Genomic DNA, 23,112 nt, shown 5'->3' on the forward strand with positions numbered 1-23,112 from the left:
CGATGGTACGCGTTGCCGTTCTAACTTTTTTTACTTCGCCTGACGCTTCTGGTATTCGCTCGCGGCTTTCACAAAGCCTGCAAACAGCGGATGTCCGTCACGCGGCGTTGAAGTAAATTCCGGGTGGAATTGACAGGCGACGAACCACGGATGGTTTGGCACCTCAATGATCTCGACTAACTGATCATCCCCGGAGCGGCCCGCGATACGCAGACCCGCAGCTTCGATTTGTTTCAACAGCATATTGTTGACTTCGTAGCGGTGACGATGGCGTTCAGTGATGGTTGGCGCACCATACATTTTGCGAACCAGACTATCGTCAGACACCTGGCAAGCCTGAGCGCCAAGACGCATCGTGCCACCCAGATCGCTCTTCTCAGTACGGACTTCGACGTTGCCGTCTTCATCACGCCATTCTGTAATAAGCGCCACAACAGGGTACTTACAGTCTGGCACAAATTCCGTAGAGTTCGCGTTTTCCATCCCGACTACGTTACGAGCGAACTCGATCAACGCAACCTGCATACCCAGGCAAATGCCGAGGTAAGGAATATTGTTTTCACGCGCAAAGCGTGCGGTAGCGATCTTGCCTTCAACACCGCGGTAGCCGAAGCCGCCAGGGATCAGAATAGCATCCAGATCTTTCAGAATTTCGACACCGCGCGTTTCAACATCCTGCGAATCAATCAGCTTGATGTTAACGGTTACGCGATTCTTCAGACCACCGTGTTTCAGCGCTTCGATAACCGACTTATAGGCATCCGGCAGTTCAATGTACTTGCCGACCATACCGATAGTCACTTCGCCTGCCGGATTAGCTTCTTCGTAGATAACCTGTTCCCATTCTGACAGATTAGCTTCCGGACAGTTCAAGCTGAATCGTTTACAAATATAATCGTCCAGACCCTGTGATTTCAACAGGCCCGGGATTTTATAAATGGAATCGACGTCTTTCAGAGAAATCACAGCCTTTTCAGCAACGTTACAGAACAATGCAATTTTCGCGCGCTCGTTGGCCGGAACGGCACGATCGGAGCGGCAGATCAGGATATCCGGCTGGATACCGATAGAGAGCAGTTCTTTCACGGAGTGCTGCGTCGGTTTGGTTTTCACTTCACCGGCCGCCGCCATGTATGGCACCAGCGTCAGGTGCATGAACAGCGCGTGTTCACGACCAATATCAACCGCCAACTGACGAATCGCTTCCAGGAATGGCAGAGATTCGATATCACCCACGGTACCGCCAATTTCAACCAGCACAACGTCGTGGCCTTCGCCACCTGCGATGATGCGCTCTTTAATAGCGTTGGTGATGTGTGGGATAACCTGAACGGTTGCGCCTAAGTAATCGCCACGGCGTTCTTTACGCAGAACGTCAGAGTAGATACGACCCGTGGTGAAGTTGTTGCGGCGACTCATTTTAGTACGGATGAAGCGCTCGTAGTGACCTAAGTCCAAATCGGTTTCAGCGCCGTCTTCGGTAACGAACACTTCGCCGTGCTGGATTGGGCTCATGGTGCCTGGATCGACGTTGATGTACGGATCCAGTTTCATCATAGTCACATTGAGGCCACGGGCTTCAAGAATGGCCGCGAGAGAGGCTGCGGCAATGCCTTTACCCAGAGAGGATACAACCCCGCCGGTCACAAAAATATAGTTCGTTGTCATGCTGAACCTGAGAAGTTAGGTTGGAACGATGGAATAACCAAGACGGGAAAGTAGTATACCCGAACACGGCGAGCGCCACAAACTTTCATTCTCCGTCTCCTGTCTCAGGCTTTGACAAACATAGGGAGTGAGAAAATAGCCCCTTTTGGGTAAATGTTTTTGACGCAAATCAAGCGCTTGTCATTTAAAAAATCACACAAATTGCGCTTGATCGCAAAAATCCGTTAGAGATCATGTTCCTGGCGTTTTACTTCCTGCCACACCTCTTCCATCAAATCGAGGTCCACGCCGGTCATTTCCAGGCCTCGTGCCGCAACAATCCGCTCGACTTCGCGGAAGCGACGTTCGAATTTGAGGTTGGCTTTTTGCAGCGCCGTTTCGGCTTTGACGCCCAAATGGCGCGAGAGGTTGACCGTGGCAAACAGCAGATCGCCCATCTCCTCTTCAAGGCGGGCTTCATCCACCACCGCCTGCTTAGCTTCATCCATCACTTCATCGATCTCTTCGTACACTTTGTCGAGCACCGGGCCAAGAGAGGTCCAGTCAAAGCCCACGGCGGAGCAACGCTTCTGAATTTTATGCGCACGCATCAGGGACGGCAGACTTAATGGGATATCGTCCAGCGCGGAGTGTTGTGCTTTTTCAGCGCGTTCAGCGCTTTTGATCTGCTCCCAACGGACCAGCACTTCTTCGCTGTTGCCAGCGGTCGCGTCGCCAAAAATATGCGGGTGGCGACGTTCGAGTTTGTCGCTAATGGCGGCACAGATATCATTAAAATCGAAGCGCCCCTCTTCCTGCGCCATCTGCGCATAAAACACCACCTGGAAAAGGAGATCACCCAGTTCACCGCGCAGATCGTCAAAATCTTCGCGCGAGATAGCGTCCAGCACTTCGTAGGTTTCTTCGAGGGTATAAGGGGCGATGGTGGCGAAGGTCTGCTCTTTGTCCCACGGACAGCCGTTTTCCGGGTCACGCAGACGTTTCATAATGCCGAGCAGGCGGTCGAGTTGGTTTTTATTGGTGGTGACAGTCATACGGCCTCTTTATCATCTTCACTTTCGCTAATGATAACGTGTTGCCAGATGACTACCATCCCCTCGCACTATATTCGGCAGATTAATAATCCATTCAGGGTGACGAACAAAATAACACCGTAACGGATCGTTTCGTAATCAGCTATGTAGTGCGCACGCAAAATACTATAGCCATAGCCGTGATAACCCACCACGTCGTAGTATCCTGTCACAATGTGAATAGCACAGCAAAGCGTTGTGACAATAATCAACAAAAACCGACAGAGTGTACTCGAATTACCTTTCACCAGACGATACAAAAAATAACAACCAATAAAAACAACCGCCCCCATTAAATAATACACTATGACTGGAAACCAGGGTTTTGATAAAAGAATAAAGTCCTGTTCCATGTTTAATGCCTCACGTCATTTTCATTGTAAGCAGGCATCAATGATAAAACAGTCACTTCATCGCTAATGATCTCAAGCATAAAAACAGGTTTCGTCATTTCAGTCACTCCTCTGACATAGTCTGTCTGGTGTAATCGAATGCCAAACAGACTCCATGACTTTTCTCTCGGCGTAGGAATTTTTCTGGCCATGCCATATCCGGACAGGACAAGATCGATTGTGCCGTATGCAATGTCCCCTAGAGTCTCATTAAAGCCAGTCTTTTTCGCTGCATAATGATATGCGTCTCTGAGTGGGCCGGACGCCTCTTCATAAGCAATAGGATAATAGCCATTCTCATAGGTATTGTTCAGTCCTTGCAGAATCATGGCAGCTCCAGGTACTGTTGCACCACCAACCGTTGATACACATAGCCCCACGCCGCTAATAACCTGACCTATACCTGCCAGAAAACCTATTATTTTGGTGTATAACTTATATAACTCCGCTGCTCTTTTATCTTTATACTCTTGTTCAGCCATCCACCGCGAATAAATTTTATTATTCATAATCACCGAACGCTGATAATTAAGAACATCCGATTTATATTTTAATATTTCCTCACCACCCGACCATGAAAGGCAATCCATCTTAATTTCAACTTCTATCTGTCGGACCACATCGTCAATTCGGCTAAAATAGTCTGTATCTTTAAAGTAAAAAGGTTCTGTCATCCATAAATGCTGTGCTATCGAAAAAAATTTATCTTTCTGAGTTTCAAACTCTTCCTTTGATCCATAAAGCATAAGTGCCTCCACTGCGGTTAAACAACAATTACACATTTAAATGTAAATACCGGAGAGAGTTTACTGCGCATACGCGTAAATTTGAGTGTTGAGGAAAAAATTCGGAAATGTGCCCGCCTCAGCGGAGAGGCCACCGAAAAAATTCAGTGGCCTCTGGCTTATTACCCGCCGTGCAGACGTCGAGCGTCAATCACATCCGGCACCTGATTCAGCTTGCCAAGCACGCGGCCCAGCACCTGTAGGTTGTAGATTTCGATAGTCATATCAATAGTCGCAAGCTGCTCGCGGGTATCACTGCGGCTGGCAACGCCAAGGACATTGACCTTTTCGTTGGCGAGGATGGTAGTGATATCGCGCAGCAAACCGCTGCGATCGTTGGCGGTGACACGCACCACCAGCGAGTAGCCCGCGGAATAGCTTTCGCCCCACACCGCATCCACAATACGTTCTGGCGCGTGAGATTGCAGCTCGGCCAGCTGTTCGCAGTCGGAGCGGTGAATGGAGATCCCGCGCCCCTGAGTGATAAAGCCCACGATATCATCACCAGGTATTGGCTGGCAGCAGCGAGCGATGTGGTGCATCAGATTGCCGACGCCCTCCACTACCACGCGGCCATTGTCTTTGCTGCGATGCTGAGGAGTATAGGTTTTCTGCTGAAGCTGCTTCAGCGCCGCCGCATCCTGCTCCTCCGCGCTCGGTTTGTTAAACTGAGACTGCAGGAAGTTCACCATCTGGTTGAGGCGAATATCGCCCCCGCCAATGGCCGCCAGCAGCTCATCGAGCTCATTGAAGTTGTAGCGCGGCAGCAGGTGTTTTTCCGCCTCTTTGATGCTAATGCCTAAATGCTCAAGCTCATCATCGAGGATCTGGCGACCCGCCAGGATATTCTTGTCGCGATCCTGTTTACGGAACCACGCGTGAATTTTGGAGCGTCCACGGCTGGTGGTGACATACCCCAGGTTCGGGTTCAGCCAGTCGCGGCTCGGGTTTGGCTGTTTCTGGGTGATGATTTCAATCTGATCGCCCATCTGCAGCTGATAGGTAAAGGGCACGATGCGCCCGCCGATCTTCGCGCCGATGCAGCGATGCCCCACGTCGCTGTGGATGTGGTAGGCAAAATCGAGGGGAGTAGACCCGGCAGGCAGATCGACAACGTCGCCTTTTGGCGTAAAGACGTAGACCCGATCGTCGAAGACCTGGCTGCGCACTTCGTCGAGCATTTCGCCGGAGTCGGCCATCTCTTCCTGCCACGCAATCAGCTTACGCAGCCATGCAATGCGGTCTTCATGGCCAGTGCGCGTTCCGCTGGATGGGCCTTCTTTGTATTTCCAGTGCGCCGCGACGCCCAGCTCGGCGTCTTCATGCATCTGTTTGGTACGAATCTGAATCTCGACCGTTTTACCGCCCGGCCCGAGCACTACCGTATGAATCGACTGGTAACCGTTCGGTTTCGGGTTCGCCACGTAGTCGTCGAACTCATCTGGCAGATGGCGGAAGTGAGTATGCACTATCCCCAGCGCGGCGTAGCAGTCCTGCAGGCGATCGGCAACGATGCGCACTGCACGCACGTCGAACAGCTCGTCAAAAGCGAGATGTTTTTTCTGCATTTTGCGCCAGATGCTGTAGATGTGCTTCGGACGACCATAGACCTCCGCCCGCACGTTCTCTTCTTTCATTGACTGGCGCAATCCGCCCACGAACTCGTCGATATAGTGTTCACGATCGATACGGCGTTCGTGCAGCAGTTTGGCAATGCGTTTGTATTCTGCCGGGTGCAGGTAGCGGAAGCAGTAATCCTCAAGCTCCCATTTCAGCTGGCCGATACCTAAGCGGTTCGCGAGGGGCGCATAGATATTGGTACACTCTTTCGCTGCCAGCACGCGTTCATCTTCCGGCGCGTCTTTTACTTCACGCAGGTGCGCGATGCGCTCGGCAAGCTTAATCACCACGCAGCGGAAATCATCCACCATCGCGAGCAGCATGCGACGGACGTTATCTACCTGTTCCGAGGAGACGGAATCTGTCTGGGCGGCTTTCAGTTGGCGGATGGCGGCCATATCGCGCACGCCGTGAATAAGCGCCACAACCGGCTTACCGACGCTGTCGCGCAGCACGTCTTCGCTCACCACTTCGGCATCTGCCAGCGGGAAGAGCAGCGCGGCCTGCAGCGTTTCGAGATCCATGTTGAGCATGGAGAGAATTTCAACCATCTCGATGCCGCGCCACAACAGCAGTTCGGCATCGGCATGTCCCTGCGTTGTGCGCAGACAATAGGCCCAGGTTTCGGTTAAGCGTTCACACGACTGCTGGCTGGAAATCCCCAGACTTGCGATCCATTTTTGTGGGTCAAACTCACCAGCTTTATTGAGATGTGCACTTCTTACCGCAACCATCGTCCTCTCCTTTAGGGACAAGGGCCTGTCGAATTCGACAAGCCGAAATTCGTTAGTTCTGCTCGAACAACACCATTGATTCCAGATGCCCAGTGTGCGGGAACATGTCCAGCATTGCCAGACGCTGAATCTGGTAACCCGCGCCCAATAAAGCCTCGCTGTCGCGGGCGAGCGTGGCCGGGTTACAGGAAACATAGACCACGCGTTTTGGCGCGAGTTTAATTATATGCTGCATTACGCCAGGCGCACCGGCGCGAGCCGGATCGAGCAGGATTTTATCGAAACCGTGCTTTGCCCACGGCTGCCGGGTGACATCTTCTTCCAGATTTTCATGAAAAAATGTCACATTGTGCAACGCGTTGCGCTGCGCATTTTCCTGCCCTTTTGCCACCAGCGCCTCGACGCCTTCTACGCCGACAACGCTGGCCGCCCGTTTTGCCAGCGGCAGGGTGAAATTCCCCATCCCGCAAAACAGATCCAGTACCCGGTCACCGGGCTGAACATCCAGCCACGCGATTGCGGTGGCGACCATCTGCTGGTTTACGCCGTCGTTTACCTGAATGAAGTCGCGCGGACTGAACGTTAAGCGTAGCCCGTCCGACAGATACCAGGGAGTTTCACCTGTAACCTGCTCAAGTATCTCGCTTTGTGGCGCAAGAAAAAGCGCCAGCTCGTGAGAATGCGAAAAGCGTTCCAGTTTTTCGCGGTCTTTGGCAGAAAGTGGCGCAGTGTGACGCAGCACCATCAGCGGGCCGTTATCGGCCAGTACCAGTTCCACATGCCCCAGCGAACGCACGCCCTGTAGATCAGACAGGCAGTTGCGCAGGTCCGGGAGCAATGCTTCAAGACGGGGCACCAAAACGGGGCACTGATTCACGTCGACAATGTCACTGGCGCTGCTCTTGCGAAAACCCATCTCCAGCTTTTGCGTTTTTGGCTGATAGTTCAGGCTCAGACGAGCCCGACGGCGGTAGCCCCACGGCTCGCCGGCGATGATGTCGTTCACGTCATGCTTGATAAGGCGTGCCAGGGCGGTGCTTTTGCTGCGCTGTTGCAGGGCAACGCTGGCATGCTGCTGCTGACAGCCGCCGCACACGCCAAAATGCGGGCAGCGGGGCACAGTGCGTTCCGCGCTATCATTAAGGCGACGCTTCACTTTGCCGCGAGCAAACTTGTTCTTGTCTTCCGTCAGGGTGACTTCGGCACGCTCAGTGGGTAATAATCCGGGGATAAACACCGTCTTACCATTATGACGCGCAACGCCCTGGCCGAAGGGGTCAAGGTCGGTGACATCAACAGTTATGATCTGACGCGTCGTCACGCGTCGCTTTGCAGAGTAGAATTGCGCCATTGCCGAGAATTTTCTCAAATAAACATAATGACTCTAATTGTCCCATAACGGAACTCCATGACCAACTACAGCCTGCGCGCGCGCATGATGATTTTGATCCTCGCCCCGACCGTTTTAATCGGTTTGCTGCTGAGCATCTTCTTCGTTGTGCACCGTTACAATGACTTGCAGCGTCAACTGGAAGATGCGGGAGCCAGCATCATCGAACCGTTGGCCGTCTCCAGTGAATACGGCATGAACCTGCAAAACCGTGATTCCCTCGGCCAGTTAATCAGCGTTTTGCATCGGCGGCATTCAGAAATCGTGCGCGCCATTTCGGTCTATGACGAGAATAACCGGCTGTTTGTCACGTCGAATTTCCATCTCGATCCCGGCGAGCTTAAAATCCCCGACGGTACGCCTTTCCCGCGCCATCTGAGCGTAGTGCGACGCGGCGACATCATGATCCTGCGTACGCCCATTATCTCGGAAAGCTATTCACCTGATGAATCGGCCATATCAGATGCCAAGGCCAGTAATAATATACTGGGATATGTGGCGCTGGAGTTGGATCTCAAGTCGGTGCGCCTGCAACAGTACAAAGAAATTTTCATCTCCAGCGTCATGATGCTGTTCTGTATCGGCATTGCGCTGATTTTCGGCTGGCGATTGATGCGTGACGTCACCAGCCCGATTCGCAATATGGTGAACACCGTCGACCGTATCCGTCGCGGGCAGCTCGATAGCCGCGTCGAAGGGTTTATGCTCGGCGAGCTGGATATGCTGAAAAACGGCATCAACTCGATGGCAATGTCGCTGGCGGCCTATCACGAAGAGATGCAGCACAACGTCGACCAGGCGACCTCCGATCTGCGCGAAACCTTAGAGCAGATGGAGATCCAGAACGTCGAGCTGGATCTGGCGAAGAAACGCGCCCAGGAAGCGGCGCGTATTAAATCGGAGTTCCTGGCGAATATGTCCCACGAGCTGCGTACGCCGCTGAACGGGGTGATTGGCTTTACCCGCCTGACGCTCAAATCGGAGCTTAATCCGACCCAGCGCGATCACCTGCACACCATCGAGCGTTCCGCCAATAACCTGCTGGCGATCATCAACGATGTTCTCGACTTCTCCAAGCTGGAGGCGGGCAAGCTCATCCTCGAAAGTATCCCCTTCCCGCTGCGCAGCACGCTGGATGAGGTGGTCACTCTGTTGGCCCACTCCTCCCATGACAAAGGCCTTGAGCTAACGCTGAACATCAAAAACGACGTGCCGGATAACGTCATCGGCGATCCTCTGCGCCTGCAGCAGGTGATCACTAACCTGGTGGGCAACGCGATCAAATTTACCGAGAGCGGCAACATCGATGTGCTGGTCGAGCGCCGGGCGATAAGCAATAACAAAGTGCAGATCGAGGTGCAGATACGCGATACGGGCATTGGTATTCCCGAGCGCGATCAGTCGCGGCTGTTCCAGGCATTCCGGCAGGCTGATGCCAGCATCTCGCGTCGCCACGGCGGGACAGGTCTGGGGCTTGTGATCACCCAGAAACTGGTCAAAGAGATGGGCGGCGATATCTCCTTCCACAGCCAGCCGAATCGTGGCTCAACCTTCTGGTTCCATATTAATCTCGATCTGAACCCGAACGTGGTGACGGACGGACCGATGACGGATTGCCTGCGCGGTAAGCGTCTGGCCTATATCGAACCCAACGCCGCAGCCGCGCAGAGCACGTTGGATGTGCTCAGCACCACGCCGCTGGAGGTGATTTACAGCCCGACGTTCTCGGCGCTGGCAGTCGACCATTACGATATTCTGCTGATGGGCATTCCCGTGACGTTTACCGGTGAGCTGACCATGCAGCAGGAGCGGCTGGCGAAGGCCGCATCGATGACCGATTACTTGCTCCTGGCTTTGCCGTGCCACGCGCAGCTTAACGCGGAAGAGCTGAAAAATGACGGTGCCGCCGCCTGTCTGTTAAAGCCCCTTACCGCCACGCGCCTGCTGCCTGCGCTGACGGAATATTGCCGCATTAATCATCAGGCGATCCCTGTCTCGAGTGACGATCACAAGCTGCCCATGAGCGTGATGGCGGTGGATGACAATCCGGCTAACCTGAAACTCATCGGCGTATTGCTGGAGGATCAGGTGCATCACGTAGAGCTGTGCACCAGCGGCCCGCAGGCGGTTGAACAGGCCAAACAGATGCAGTTCGATCTGATCCTGATGGATATTCAGATGCCGGGCATGGACGGCATCCGCGCCTGCGAGCTGATTCGCCAGCTGCCGCATCAGCAGCAGACGCCGGTGATCGCGGTAACCGCTCACGCCATGGCCGGGCAAAAAGAGAAACTGCTCAGCGCCGGAATGAATGATTATCTGGCTAAACCGATCGATGAAGAGAAGCTGCACAGCCTGCTGCTGCGCTATAAACCGGGCTTCGCGACCGGAGTGTCTTTAGCGACGCCAGAACCGGCAGAGTTCAGCGTAAACCCTAACGCCACGCTCGACTGGCAGCTGGCGCTGCGTCAGGCGGCCGGGAAACCCGATCTGGCTCGCGAAATGCTGCAAATGCTGGTCGCGTTCCTGCCGGAAATTCGTAACAAAGTGGAAGAACAGCTGGTCGGGGAACACCCGGACGATCTCCTCGAAGCGATCCATAAACTGCACGGTAGCTGCAGCTATAGCGGGGTTCCGCGTCTGAAAAGCCTTTGTCATTTGCTGGAACAGCAGCTGCGCTCGGGCACAGCGGAATCTGAGCTGGAGCCGGAGTTTCTCGAGTTGCTGGACGAGATGGATAATGTGACGCGGGAAGCGAGGAAAGTATTAGGGGGGTAGTTTTCTGCTTTAGACCCTTCTGCCCGGCCCTCTCCGTGCGAGAGAGGGCCGGGAAAAACTACGCGCTCATGCCCATTTTCAACACTGCAGCAATATTCCGCGCTGCCATCCGCACATTCTCTTCTGCATTTTTCAGCGCCTCTTCCAGCGTACAGACGGTGTAAATCACGCTAAATACCGCGTCGATACCGTGCTCATGTACCACGCCGACATCCGCCGTCAGGCTGCCCGCAATTCCAATAACCGGCTTGTTGTAACGTTTGGCGACTTTCGCCACGCCGACGGGAACTTTGCCATGGATCGTCTGGCTGTCGATGCGTCCTTCGCCGGTGATCACCAGATCAGCATCGGCGACGTGGTTATCCAGATGCAGCGCATCGGTGACAATCTCAATGCCCTGACGCAACTCTGCGCCGCAAAACGCATACAGCGCTGCGCCCATCCCGCCAGCCGCCCCGCCACCTTCCAGATTGAGGACGTCGATATCCAGGTCGCGGGCGATAATTTTCGCGTAATGGGCCAGAGATTCATCGAGCCGGGCGATCATCTCCGGCGTCGCCCCTTTCTGCGGGCCAAACACCGCCGATGCCCCTTCTTTGCCCGTCAGCGGATTGGTTACGTCGCAGGCCACTTCAATGCGACAGTTGGCCAGGCGGGTATCCAGCTCGCTGATATCAATCCGCGCAAGTTTCTCCAGCTCGCCGCCGCCCATGCCAATAGGATTATCTTCGGCATCCAGTAGCTTCGCACCGAGTGCCTGCACCATCCCGGCTCCGCCATCGTTGGTGGCGCTGCCGCCGATACCGATGATGATGTGCTTAACGCCTGCATCGAGGGCATGGCGAATCAGTTCACCTGTCCCCCAGGAGGTGGTTTTCAACGGATTGCGTAAGGAAGGTGCCACCATCTCCAGGCCGCTCGCCGCCGCCATTTCAATGAATGCGCTCTGCTCGTCGCCGGATAAGCCGTAGAACCCTTCCGCGTTTTCGCCTAAGGGGCCCGTGACCCGCACCTTGATAATACCGCCCTGTGTGGCTGCGACCATCGCCTCCACCGTCCCTTCGCCGCCGTCGGCAACGGGCAGTTTGACGTAGTGCGCGTCGGGGAAAATCTCGCGAAATCCCTGCTCGATTGCCGTCGCGACCTCAAGAGCACTCAAACTCTCCTTGTACGAGTCCGGTGCGATTACTATTTTCATAAGCCATCCTTACGCCTGTTGACTGGATTGAGCATACACCCGCGCTGAAAACAAAAATGCCGACTCCCGCAGGAACCGGCATTCACACTTAGCGCACCATGCACGGTCGCTTGTTGTTAAACGTCCAGTCCGGGATGAGATACTGCATCGCCATCGCGTCGTCGCGCGCGCCCAGGCCATGCTTTTGATACAGTTCGTGCGCTTTCATCAGTTGATCCATATCCAGCTCTACGCCCAGACCCGGCGTGGTCGGCACTTGCACCATTCCGCCTTTGATTTCGAACGGCTGTTTGGTCAGGCGCTGATTGCCCTCCTGCCAGATCCAGTGAGTATCAATCGCCGTAATGTTGCCTGGCGCGGCGGCGGCCACATGGGTGAACATTGCCAGTGAAATATCAAAGTGGTTGTTGGAGTGCGAGCCCCAGGTCAGCCCAAACTCATGGCACATCTGCGCCACGCGCACGGAGCCTTGCATTGTCCAGAAGTGCGGGTCTGCCAGTGGAATATCAACGGACTGCAGCGACAGCGTATGGCCCATCTGACGCCAGTCGGTGGCGATCATATTGGTCGCCGTTGGCAGTCCGGTGGCGCGACGGAACTCGGCCATCACCTCACGTCCGGAGAAGCCCTGCTCCGCACCGCACGGATCTTCTGCATACGCCAGTACGCCTTTCAGCTGTTTGCCGATGCCGATCGCTTCATTAAGCGACCAGGCCCCGTTCGGATCCAGCGTTACGCGCGCCTGCGGGAAGCGTTTCGCCAGCGCGACAATCGACTCGGCCTCTTCTTCGCCCGCCAGCACGCCGCCTTTCAGTTTGAAATCGTTAAAGCCGTATTTTTCGTAAGCGGCTTCCGCCAGGCGTACCACCGCATCTGGCGTCATGGCTTCATCGTGACGAAGGCGATACCAGTCGCATTTTTCGTCCGGCTGGCTCTGGTACGCCAAAGGCGTGAGTTTGCGATCGCCGACGAAGAACAGATAGCCGAGCATTTCGACTTCACTGCGCTGCTGGCCTTCCCCCAGCAGCGACGCCACGTTAACCCCTAAATGCTGCCCAAGCAGATCCAGCATCGCGGCTTCGATCCCCGTCACCACGTGAATGGTAGTACGCAGATCGAAGGTTTGCAGCCCACGGCCTCCCGCATCGCGGTCAGCAAAAGTAGCGCGCACGGCGTTTAAAACATTTTTGTATTCGCCCAGGGTTTTGCCTACTACCAGCGGGATCGCCTCTTCCAGGGTTTTGCGGATCTTCTCGCCGCCAGGAATTTCGCCCACGCCCGTGTGGCCGGAGTTGTCTTTGATAATCACAATGTTGCGGGTAAAGAACGGAGCATGGGCGCCGCTTAGGTTCATCAGCATGCTGTCGTGGCCCGCGACGGGAACAATCTGCATGGCAGTGACGACAGGAGTAGAGAAAGTGGTCATGGTGCAATCCTTTTAATTAGTGACGACCAAACGCCGGGCGTTTGCGGTCAAATGTCCAGCCGGGAACGAGATACTGCATTGGGCCTGCGTCGTTGCGCGCGCCACCTGGCAGTGTCTTGTACAGCGCGTGGGCCTTATGGATCTGATCCCAGTCCAGCTCCACGCCCAGCCCCGGCGCATCCGGGACGGCAATCTTGCCGTCTTTTATCTCCAGCGGATTTTTGGTCAGGCGCGCGTCGCCCTCCTGCCAGATCCAGTGCGTATCGATAGCCGTGGGTGTGCCGGGAGCCGCGGCCCCCACATGCGTAAACATCGCCAGTGAGATATCGAAATGGTTATTCGAGTGACAGCCCCAGGTCAGACCCCAGTCGTCGCACAGCTGCGCGACACGCACCGCGCCGGAGAGCGTCCAGAAGTGCGGGTCTGCCAGCGGAATGTCCACGGAATTTAGCATCACCGCGTGGCCCATTTCGCGCCAGTTCGTGGCGATCATATTGGTTGCCACTGGCAGCCCTGTCGCGCGGCGAAATTCCGCCATCACTTCGCGACCGGAGAAACCCTGCTCGGCCCCGCACGGATCTTCCGCGTAAGTGAGCACGTCGTTAAACCCTTTGCAGAGCGAAATCGCCTCGTCCAGTCGCCAGGCACCGTTAGGATCAACGGTGATTCGCGCATCCGGGAAACGCTTTTTCAGGGCACGGGCGCTGTCGATCTCCTGCTCGCCAGGCAGGACGCCACCCTTGAGTTTGAAATCCTTAAAGCCGTAGCGATCCTGTGCCGCCTCGGCTAAGCGAACCACCGCCTCGCTGGTGAGCGCTTCCTGATGACGCAGGTGATACCAGTCATGATTGCCCGGCGTGCTGGAGAGATAGGGCAGATCGGTTTTCTTGCGATCGCCCACGTAGAACAGATACCCGAGCACGGTGACGGCATCACGCTGTTTGCCCGGCCCCAGCAGTTCGCACACCGGCACGTTTAACGCTTTACCGAGCAGATCGAGTAGCGCCGCTTCGAGCGCAGCCACCGCATTCACCCGCAGCTCGAACGTCCAGGCCCCTTTGCCGAAGGTATCAAAATCGGCGGCCTGATTGCCTTTGTGTACTTGCTGCACCACCTTGTTCAGACGCGCGACCTGTTGGCCGACAACCATCGGAACGGCGTCAAGCAGCGCCTGGAAAATCACCTCACCGCCAGGCGCTTCACCGACGCCGGTATTCCCGGCGTTATCCGTGAGCACCACAATATTGCGCGTAAAATACGCGTTATGGGCACCCCCGATGTTGAGCAGCATGCTGTCGTAACCGGCCACCGGAATGACCTGCATGTCGGTAATGACTGGACTTGATTGTGTATTCATCATGCACGCCCCGCGACCGGTTTCAGCTCAACGCGTTTGATATCGCCCACCAGCACCAGATAGCTGAGAACCGCCACCAGCGCATGAACGCCTACGTAAATCAGTGCGCCATTGAAGGAGCCGGTGGTTCCGACGATATAGCCGATGGCGATTGGGGTAACGATGCCGGAAATGTTACCGAACATGTTGAACAGACCGCCACTCAGGCCGCTGATCTCTTTCGGCGCGGTATCTGCCATCACCGCCCAGCCCAGCGCACCAATCCCTTTGCCAAAGAAGGCCATCGCCATAAAGCCGATAATCATCCATTCGGCACTTACATAGTTGCAGAACACCATCGTCATGGAGAGCAGCATACCCAGCACAATCGGAGTTTTACGCGCGATATTCAGCGAACCGGTGCGACGCATCAGCCAGTCGGAAATCACCCCGCCCAGCACCCCACCGATAAAGCCGCACACCGCCGGAACCGAGGCCACAAAGCCCGCTTTCAGAATCGACATTCCGCGCGCCTGCACCAGATAGACCGGGAACCAGGTGATGAAAAAGTAGGTTAAGGCGTTGATGCAGTATTGCCCAAGGTAGATGCCTATCATCATCCGCGAGCCAATCAGCTGTTTGATCTGGCCCCACTTCTGGCTGAACGGCACTTTGGCCTTGTCGTTTTTCTGATCCATGTTGATCAGCGCACCGCCTTCAGCGATGTACTCCAGCTCTTTCTTGTTCACGCCCGGATGTTGATTCGGTTCGTGGATCACTTTTAGCCAGACAAAGCTGATGATGATCCCCAGTCCGCCCATAAAGAAGAAGACGTGTGACCAGCCCACTTCGTGGGTCAGCCAGCCCATAATCGGTGCGAAGATGACCGTCGCGAAATACTGGGCGGAGTTAAAAATCGCCACCGCCGTGCCCCTCTCCTGCGCCGGGAACCAGGCCGCGACGATGCGGCTGTTACCAGGGAAGGAGGGCGCTTCTGCCAGCCCGACCAGGAAACGTAAGGTAAAGAGGGCAACGATAATGCCGAAGCCGCTGAAGATATCGACGAAGCCCTGCAGCAGCGTAAACATCGACCAGATAAAGATGGACCAGAAGTAAACGCGTTTGGAACCGAAGCGGTCAAGCAGCCAGCCGCCGGGGATCTGGCCAATCACATAGGCCCAAGAAAATGCGGAGAAGACATACCCCATGCCGACCGGATCAAGCCCGATGTCTTTTGCCATTTCAGAGCCGGCAATCGACAGCGTGGCGCGGTCGCCATAGTTGAAGGACGTGACGATAAACAGCATCACCACTATCCAGTAGCGAGCATTGGTGCGCTTCTCAGCGCTGCTCGCCGCTTGGCTTAATGTACTCATTGTTGCACTCCTGAATCTTGGCTTGCGCCAGGTTCATTCTGTACGACATAACCTGTAGGGTAATCAGAATGAGAGGTTAGTGTTTTGCAGTTTTGGTACGGCATTTCTGGTACGGATGAGAGCCGTTTTATGGTTTCTAACTGCTTTTTTTGGTAACTGACGGGAAAAGTATATGTAAGAGGAGGCAGCAGCCTCACCGTGCATCAACACAACATTGGCGCACGAGTTGGAGGTTGTTTGTGGCAAAAGCCCAGGGGAGTGGAAGATGGTTCACGAAAATGGGGAAGAATGTGAGCCAGATTACTTAGCGGCGCTGCGCTTGCGCTGGCCTACATTGTAGGCCGAGGTTTGAGGCCGGGTAAGGCGTAACAGCCCCCCGGCGAAGGGTTATTTGAGCAACGCGCCCCACTGCTCAACCCATGGATTGGATTCGCTTTCTGGCTCCGGGTGTTCACCGGCGTCGATCAGCAGCATCTCACCCACGCGCTGCGCGCTTTGCTCCTGCAGCAGGGCGTCAAACTGCTTACCGCCCCCGCAGAAATGGGTGTAGCTGCTGTCACCGAGGGCGATAATGCCGTAGCGCGTATCGGGCTGATAGCCCAGCGTGTCTTTGATTGCCTGGAAGAGCGGCACAATGCTGTCTGGTAGATCGCCCTGCCCGGTTGTTGACGTCACCACCAGCACGTACTGATCTTTATATTTTTCCCAGTCGGAAAGAGTCGGATCTTCATAGACCGTCGCTTTGTGACCCTGACTTAACAGAATCGCCTCGGCCTCCTCGGCCACCAGCAGCGAGTTACCGTACATTGTGCCGACAAAAATGCCTACTTCAGCCATGCTTCACTCCCTTCATTATCGCTATTGCTGTTCATCCTGAACGTTGCTCGTCACAAACTCAACCCTTTCATTTTCGGGGAGTTGTCCCATCCAGCCAAACTGTGACAGCGCCTGCATCCAGACGTCATCCAGCCCAGCACGGATCACCAGCGGTTCGCCGGTAAAGGGGTGGGTCAGGCTGAGCTGGCTGGCGTGCAGCATCAGGCGGTTGCAGCCAAAATGCTCGGCGGCGCTGCGGTTCTGGCGCAAATCGCCGTGCTTGCTGTCGCCAATGATCGGATGACGCAGATGGGAGAGATGGCGACGCAGCTGGTGCTTGCGCCCGGTATGAGGCTCAAGCTCCACCAGCCCGTAGCGCGTGGTCGGGAATTTACCCGTGGCAACGGGCATTTCGACCGTCGCCAGACCGCGATAATCTGTCACTGCTGGCTGCGGCTCTTTATCGTCACGGGCAAATTTATCGGCGATTTTATCCAGCTCTTCGACCAGTGGATAATCAAGCGTCGCTTCGTCCATCAGCCAGCCGCGCACGATGGCGTGATAACGTTTTTGAATCTGATGCTGTTCGAACTGCTGAGATAAAAGGCGCCCGGCTTCGCTGGAAAGCCCCATCAACAGGACGCCTGAGGTAGGCCTATCAAGACGGTGGACGGTAAACACGTGCTGACCAATCTGGTCGCGCACGGTTTGCATCACCACGACTTTCTCATCGCGATCCAGCCAGCTACGGTGAACCAGCCAGCCAGACGGTTTGTTGACCGCGACCAGCCACTCGTCCTGATAGAGGATCTCAATGGTCATGCCTGGCCGCCGGAAAACAGCGTGTCCAGGCGTTGCAGTTCAATCAGCACGACATCGCGCGCCGGGTGCTGCGCATCAAGCGCCATTTCATAATAGGGGCAGATGGCAAAATCGTGGGGCAGCGGATGGCCGCCATCCAGCAGCGCGTGCAGGCGCGGGATAAGCACCCACTGCAGCCACTCAAACGGCTCAAGGGTGTCCAGACAGAATGGCTGGGTACTGGCGAAGGCCTCTTGCTGCGGCGCCGTTTCCTGCCACAGCTGATGGAGGCGCATCAGAGCTTCGATAGCGTGCAACTGCGCACGAACGCTGTCGTTATGCGTCATAAAAACCTCAACTGAAAAACTGAACGGCGCGCAGCATAGCATTCCGGGGCGCAGAAATAAAAAAAGGGAGCACTGTATAAACAGTGCTCCCGGTTCGTTTCGCAGCATTCCTGCTACAATTTGTGCTCCCTGCTCGTCCGTGACAACTTTTCCAGTGGCCGTGAGGCCTGATCGTCCGTAACCGCGCATCCTGCTCACATCATCCTGATATGAATGTTTCATCCTGAAACGTCCTGGCCTTCCTGACCCACCGGGCATCATGTCCGGTTCTCATTCTCCGTCCTGGAGGTGTCCCTTACGCATCCTGCGTGATCCTTTTGCTTCAATCCTGAAGCCTTCCTGCCGCGCCATCCTGACGTGTCCTGTGTGAGTAACGTCATCATCCTGATGTTCGTTTCTCGTGTCGTCATCCTGTCGACGGGATATAGAATCCCCTATTACGCTTCGTCTTACAACCCACCTAATCAGGCTTACCGTTATCACTGTTGCGATGACAACGCGGCATTTACAATCTAACCATATGAAATAAATCGTTATTAAATGAATAACTGATTACGTCATGCGGTTATATGACGGCGATCTCTCACAAGCCTTGTAAGAGATCTCTCACAAAGTCTGTAGGATAAAGGATTACAAAACGGGGTCGAGCTGATTAAGGAATTCCGCAAGTGAGGGGGCGAGAACATCGCGTTTGCGGGTGCCGAGCGTCTCTTTGATCACTTCGCCATTCAGGTTAGCAACAGCGATCACATCCAGTTCGCTGTCGAGCGTCGCGATAAACAGCGTCGGTGCAAGCTTCAGGCGTTTTTGCGTCACCAGATGTCCTATCAAGTTCTCCTGAACTCGCTGGAAATCCTCTTCGCTCCAGGTCTGTAGCAGCGTCATCGTTTCATTGCCGAAACGTGCGCGCATATCCCCGGCAAACTGTGTGGTGTAAAACGCATGAACGGCTGGTTGTACCACAATGTCCATGGCGCGCTCAACCGCATTTACATTCTGCTGTTCCGTGAAGGGCTGTGGCTGCCAGATGATTTTATCGTCGAGCGTCGTAATAATGCACGGGGACGGCACGCCGTATAACTCTTCACTTTGCGGCCATGTGTCATGCTGTTGATGCCATGCATCGCAGTAGCGCGTCGTGAACGCCGTCAGGGCATTTGCAGTCTCAATATCCACCGATTTCTCTCTTCACGTAAGACAGGATAAACTTGTGCCTATAGTTTACCTGCAAAGTGACAATGAAACATGTCTTACGAAAATCATCAGGCGTTATCAGGCTTAACGCTGGGCAAAACCACTGATTACCGCGATACCTACGACGCCACCCTGCTACAAGGCGTTCCACGCAGCCTGAATCGCGATCCGCTTGGCCTGTCCGCGGATGCACTGCCGTTTGTCGGCGGTGATATCTGGACGCTTTACGAACTCTCCTGGCTCAACGCGCGCGGTTTGCCGCAGGTCGCCGTGGGCCACGTTGAGCTGGATTACGCCAGCGTGAATCTGGTGGAGTCCAAAAGCTTTAAGCTCTATCTCAACAGCTTTAACCAGACACGTTTTGACTCCTGGGAAGAGGTGCAGCGCACGCTGGCGCGCGATCTGAGTGCCTGCGCGCAGGGTGACGTGACCGTGGCGCTGTATCGTCTGAGTGAGCTTGAAGGTCAGCCAGTGGCGCATTTCCACGGCACCTGCATTGACGATCAGGAAATCGAAATTGAGAGCTACGAATTCAGCACCGATTATCTGCAAGACGCGGCGGGCGAAAAAGTCGTTGAAGAGACGCTGGTCAGCCACCTGCTGAAATCCAACTGTCTGATCACCCACCAGCCTGACTGGGGCTCAGTGCAAATTCAGTATCGCGGCCCGAAAATTGACCGGGAAAAACTGCTGCGTTATCTGGTGTCGTTCCGCCATCACAACGAGTTTCACGAGCAGTGCGTCGAGCGCATCTTCAATGATATCCAGCGCTTCTGCCAGCCGGAGAAACTGAGCGTATACGCCCGTTACACCCGTCGCGGCGGGCTGGACATTAACCCGTGGCGCACCAATACCGACTTTGTTCCGGCCACCGGACGCCTGGTTCGTCAGTAAATTTGTGAAATATGCGGGCTGTATTCCGCGTCTAAGGTTGTGAAACGTCATAAGCCAGGGCTATTGTAATCAGCAGGGAAAGAAGATCTTTATCCCGTAAGGAGCTCACTTGATTACACATATTAGCCCGCTTGGCTCAATGGATATGTTGTCGCAGCTGGAAGTGGACATGCTTAAACGCACGGCCAGCAGTGACCTGTATCAACTGTTTCGCAACTGTTCACTTGCCGTTCTGAACTCCGGAAGTCTGACAGATAACAGTAAAGAGTTGCTGTCTCGCTTTGAAAGCTTTGATATCAACGTGTTGCGCCGCGAGCGTGGCGTGAAGCTTGAAGTGATAAATCCGCCGGAAGAGGCCTTTGTTGATGGGCGGATCATTCGCTCTCTGCAGGCCAACCTGTTCGCCGTGTTGCGCGACATCCTGTTTGTTAACGGACAAATTCACAATGCCGGGCGCTTCCAGCACCTTAATCTGGAAAGCTCGGCACACATGACCAACCTGGTCTTTTCCATTCTGCGTAATGCTCGCGCCCTGCACGTTGGCGAGGCACCTAACATGGTTGTCTGCTGGGGCGGCCACTCCATTAACGAAACTGAATACCTCTACGCACGCCGCGTAGGCACCCAGCTCGGCCTGCGCGAACTGAATATCTGCACCGGTTGTGGTCCTGGCGCGATGGAAGCGCCAATGAAAGGCGCAGCGGTCGGCCACGCGCAGCAGCGCTATAAAGAAGGCCGTTTCATTGGTATGACGGAGCCTTCCATTATCGCGGCCGAGCCACCGAACCCGCTGGTGAATGAGCTGATCATCATGCCGGATATCGAAAAACGTCTCGAAGCCTTCGTGCGTATCGCACACGGGATCATTATCTTCCCGGGCGGTGTCGGAACGGCGGAAGAGCTGCTTTATCTGCTGGGTATTCTGATGAATCCGGCGAATAAAAATCAGGTCTTGCCGCTTATCCTCACCGGGCCAAAAGAGAGCGCTGATTACTTCCGCGTGCTGGACGAGTTTATCGTGCACACCCTGGGCGAAGCGGCGCGTAGCCACTACCGCATTATCATTGACGATGCAGCAGAAGTGGCGCGTCAGATGAAAAAGGCGATGCCGCTGGTCAAAGAGAACCGCCGTGATACGGGCGATGCGTACAGCTTTAACTGGTCGATTCGTATCGCGCCAGACCTTCAGAAGCCGTTCGAACCGTCCCACGAGAATATGGCAAACCTGAAACTGTATCCGGATCAGCCCGTTGAAGTGCTGGCCGCGGATCTGCGTCGTGCGTTCTCCGGCATCGTGGCCGGTAACGTGAAAGAGGTAGGCATTCGCGCCATCGAAGAGTTCGGTCCGTACAAAATCCACGGCGACAGCCAGATGATGCGCCGCATGGACGATCTGCTGCAGGGCTTTGTCGCCCAGCACCGTATGAAGCTGCCCGGCTCGGCCTATATCCCCTGTTACGAGATTTGCGCCTGACCGTCAGTTGCTTTCACTCAATTTAAGCCGGGCACTGCCCGGCTTTTTCATTTCTTCTGATAAAACATAGGCATTACTTATCTTATTTACATTTCTGACTCGGACGCAAACGATTACCTTGATTTTCAAACCGTGATTTATCAGCCTTAATCCAAATTACCTGCAAGAAAAAACTAAAAATCGCCATCTTTACAGCGGAAGCCACGTATCTCGCTGTCCGATCTTTCACGCCGTATGTCGTTAATGGTAGCCTTCGCGCCCGTAAATCCGCTTTGACGTTTTATTAACAGTTTTTTGGTCTAAATATGCCCACTTCAAAAGTGGATTATTGCATTTGGGATCAGGATCACTGATACATTCATTACTTAAATGTATCTTTCCGCCCGCCAATAGTTACGGGCAAAAATTATAAAAAAACCGTCATTGAACGAATTTCATATTACCGTCGGGCCCTTTTTCATCGGAATTGACTAAAAAGCCTGACTAATTGCTTCCTCCAGGAGAAATAGATGGAAACCACTCAAACCAGCACCATTGCTTCGACAGAATCCCGAAGTGGATGGCGCAAAACGGACACCATGTGGATGCTGGGCCTGTACGGTACAGCAATCGGCGCAGGTGTCCTGTTCCTGCCGATCAACGCAGGCGTTGGCGGTCTGATTCCGCTGATCATCATGGCTATCATTGCCTTCCCAATGACTTACTTTGCACACCGCGGCCTGACCCGTTTTGTGCTGTCCGGTAAAAACCCAGGCGAAGACATCACTGAAGTTGTTGAAGAGCACTTCGGCGTTGGCGCAGGTAAACTGATTACCCTGCTCTACTTCTTCGCGATTTACCCAATTCTGCTGGTTTACAGCGTGGCGATTACCAACACCGTTGAAAGCTTCATGACGCACCAGTTGCACATGACGCCGCCACCGCGCGCTATTCTGTCTCTGATCCTGATCGTGGGTATGATGACCATCGTTCGTTTCGGCGAGCAGATGATCGTTAAAGCGATGAGCGTTCTGGTGTTCCCGTTCGTGATTGCCCTGATGGTGCTGGCTTTCTACCTGGTTCCACAGTGGAACGGTGCAGCGCTGGAAACCCTCTCCCTGAGCAGCGCATCGGCAACCGGTAACGGCCTGTTGATGACTCTGTGGCTGGCGATTCCGGTGATGGTCTTCTCCTTCAACCACTCCCCGATCATCTCCTCTTTCGCTGTGGCGAAACGTGAAGAGTACGGTCAGGGCGCAGAGAAGAAGTGCTCCAGCATCCTGGCTCGCGCTCACATCATGATGGTTATTACCGTGATGTTCTTCGTGTTCAGCTGCGTACTGAGCCTCTCCCCGGCGGATCTGGCAGCAGCGAAAGCACAGAACATCTCGATTCTGTCTTACCTGGCTAACCACTTTAACGCACCGCTGATTGCCTGGATGGCGCCAATCATCGCGATTATCGCTATCACTAAATCCTTCCTCGGCCACTACCTTGGCGCACGTGAAGGCTTTAACGGTATGGTGATCAAATCCCTGCGCGGTAAAGGCAAAAGCATTGAAGTTAACAAACTGAACAAAATCACTGCACTGTTCATGCTGTTGACGACCTGGGCTGTGGCGACCATGAACCCGAGCATCCTCGGCATGATCGAAACCCTGGGCGGTCCAATCATCGCGATGATTCTGTTCCTGATGCCGATGTACGCGATTCAGAAAGTCCCGGCAATGCGTAAATACAGCGGCCACATCAGCAACGTCTTCGTTGTGATTATGGGTCTGATTGCCATCTCCGCGATTTTCTTCTCTCTGTTCAGCTAATACCTCCTGCG

At 54.6% G+C, this 23,112-nt stretch carries 18 protein-coding genes; 4 read left to right on the plus strand and 14 right to left on the minus strand.

What is annotated here, in order from left to right; translation table 11 throughout:
- Positions 1–30 precede the first annotated feature (30 nt).
- The 6 genes from pyrG to rlmD all read right to left on the minus strand — a co-directional run bounded on the left by pyrG (position 31) and on the right by rlmD (position 7,623).
- On the minus strand, positions 31–1,668 hold the full coding sequence (pyrG, locus tag ETG88_RS07290; RefSeq protein ID WP_095283160.1) for a glutamine hydrolyzing CTP synthase: 1,638 nt from the start codon (positions 1,666–1,668) through the stop codon (positions 31–33).
- A 224-nt stretch (positions 1,669–1,892) separates the two neighbouring features.
- On the minus strand, positions 1,893–2,702 hold the full coding sequence (gene mazG, locus ETG88_RS07295) for a nucleoside triphosphate pyrophosphohydrolase (protein ID WP_102104648.1): 810 nt from the start codon (positions 2,700–2,702) through the stop codon (positions 1,893–1,895).
- Positions 2,703–2,770: 68 nt separating this feature from the next.
- Positions 2,771–3,094: a hypothetical protein gene (locus ETG88_RS07300; protein ID WP_129035061.1), complete on the minus strand. Its 324-nt coding sequence runs from the start codon at positions 3,092–3,094 to the stop codon at positions 2,771–2,773.
- Positions 3,095–3,096: 2 nt separating this feature from the next.
- Positions 3,097–3,879: a DUF4225 domain-containing protein gene (locus tag ETG88_RS07305; protein WP_164971778.1), complete on the minus strand. Its 783-nt coding sequence runs from the start codon at positions 3,877–3,879 to the stop codon at positions 3,097–3,099.
- 161 nt (positions 3,880–4,040) lie between these two features.
- Complete coding sequence (gene relA, locus ETG88_RS07310; protein WP_102104651.1) at positions 4,041–6,272, minus strand: GTP diphosphokinase; 2,232 nt, start codon at positions 6,270–6,272, stop codon at positions 4,041–4,043.
- Between the two features lie 52 nt (positions 6,273–6,324).
- On the minus strand, positions 6,325–7,623 hold the full coding sequence (gene rlmD / locus ETG88_RS07315) for a 23S rRNA (uracil(1939)-C(5))-methyltransferase RlmD (protein WP_129035063.1): 1,299 nt from the start codon (positions 7,621–7,623) through the stop codon (positions 6,325–6,327).
- 57 nt (positions 7,624–7,680) lie between these two features.
- Between rlmD and barA the strand changes: the two genes are divergently transcribed.
- Positions 7,681–10,440, plus strand: coding sequence for a two-component sensor histidine kinase BarA (gene barA, locus ETG88_RS07320; RefSeq protein ID WP_100779115.1), 2,760 nt, complete (start codon positions 7,681–7,683; stop codon positions 10,438–10,440).
- A gap of 58 nt (positions 10,441–10,498) precedes the next feature.
- On the opposite strand, the gene ETG88_RS07325 is transcribed toward barA, so the two are convergent.
- The 8 genes from ETG88_RS07325 to syd form a co-directional block, all read right to left on the minus strand.
- Positions 10,499–11,638, minus strand: a complete 1,140-nt coding sequence (locus ETG88_RS07325; RefSeq protein WP_129035064.1) for a glycerate kinase — start codon at positions 11,636–11,638, stop codon at positions 10,499–10,501.
- Between the two features lie 88 nt (positions 11,639–11,726).
- Positions 11,727–13,064, minus strand: a complete 1,338-nt coding sequence (gene gudD, locus ETG88_RS07330; RefSeq protein WP_100779113.1) for a glucarate dehydratase — start codon at positions 13,062–13,064, stop codon at positions 11,727–11,729.
- Between the two features lie 16 nt (positions 13,065–13,080).
- Positions 13,081–14,421 carry an enolase C-terminal domain-like protein gene (locus ETG88_RS07335; protein WP_129035189.1) on the minus strand — a complete coding sequence of 447 codons (1,341 nt, stop codon included), beginning with the start codon at positions 14,419–14,421 and terminating at the stop codon, positions 13,081–13,083.
- Positions 14,421–15,776, minus strand: coding sequence for a galactarate/glucarate/glycerate transporter GudP (gene gudP, locus ETG88_RS07340; RefSeq protein ID WP_102104656.1), 1,356 nt, complete (start codon positions 15,774–15,776; stop codon positions 14,421–14,423). The genes ETG88_RS07335 and gudP overlap by 1 nt, the downstream gene beginning before the upstream one ends.
- Before the next feature lie 387 nt (positions 15,777–16,163).
- Positions 16,164–16,613, minus strand: coding sequence for a flavodoxin (locus tag ETG88_RS07350; protein ID WP_100779111.1), 450 nt, complete (start codon positions 16,611–16,613; stop codon positions 16,164–16,166).
- Between the two features lie 21 nt (positions 16,614–16,634).
- Positions 16,635–17,414: a tRNA pseudouridine(65) synthase TruC gene (truC, locus tag ETG88_RS07355; protein ID WP_129035065.1), complete on the minus strand. Its 780-nt coding sequence runs from the start codon at positions 17,412–17,414 to the stop codon at positions 16,635–16,637.
- Positions 17,411–17,740, minus strand: coding sequence for a YqcC family protein (locus tag ETG88_RS07360; protein ID WP_102104849.1), 330 nt, complete (start codon positions 17,738–17,740; stop codon positions 17,411–17,413). The genes truC and ETG88_RS07360 overlap by 4 nt, the downstream gene beginning before the upstream one ends.
- Positions 17,741–18,370: 630 nt before the next feature.
- Positions 18,371–18,916, minus strand: coding sequence for a SecY-interacting protein (gene syd / locus ETG88_RS07365; RefSeq protein WP_129035066.1), 546 nt, complete (start codon positions 18,914–18,916; stop codon positions 18,371–18,373).
- Positions 18,917–18,985: 69 nt separating this feature from the next.
- On the opposite strand from syd, the gene queF reads away from it, so the two are divergent.
- From queF to ETG88_RS07380, 3 genes are all read left to right on the plus strand, one after another.
- Positions 18,986–19,828: an NADPH-dependent 7-cyano-7-deazaguanine reductase QueF gene (gene queF, locus ETG88_RS07370; RefSeq protein ID WP_129035067.1), complete on the plus strand. Its 843-nt coding sequence runs from the start codon at positions 18,986–18,988 to the stop codon at positions 19,826–19,828.
- Positions 19,829–19,937: 109 nt separating this feature from the next.
- Positions 19,938–21,302 (plus strand): nucleotide 5'-monophosphate nucleosidase PpnN, encoded by a 1,365-nt coding sequence (gene ppnN / locus ETG88_RS07375; RefSeq protein WP_102104660.1) that lies wholly within the window; start codon positions 19,938–19,940, stop codon positions 21,300–21,302.
- A gap of 509 nt (positions 21,303–21,811) precedes the next feature.
- A complete protein-coding gene (locus ETG88_RS07380; protein ID WP_100779106.1) occupies positions 21,812–23,101 on the plus strand; it encodes an HAAAP family serine/threonine permease in 1,290 nt (429 codons plus the stop codon).
- The last annotated feature ends 11 nt before the right edge of the window (positions 23,102–23,112 follow it).

Source organism: Lelliottia nimipressuralis, from assembly GCF_004115925.1.
GTDB lineage: Bacteria > Pseudomonadota > Gammaproteobacteria > Enterobacterales > Enterobacteriaceae > Enterobacter > Enterobacter nimipressuralis.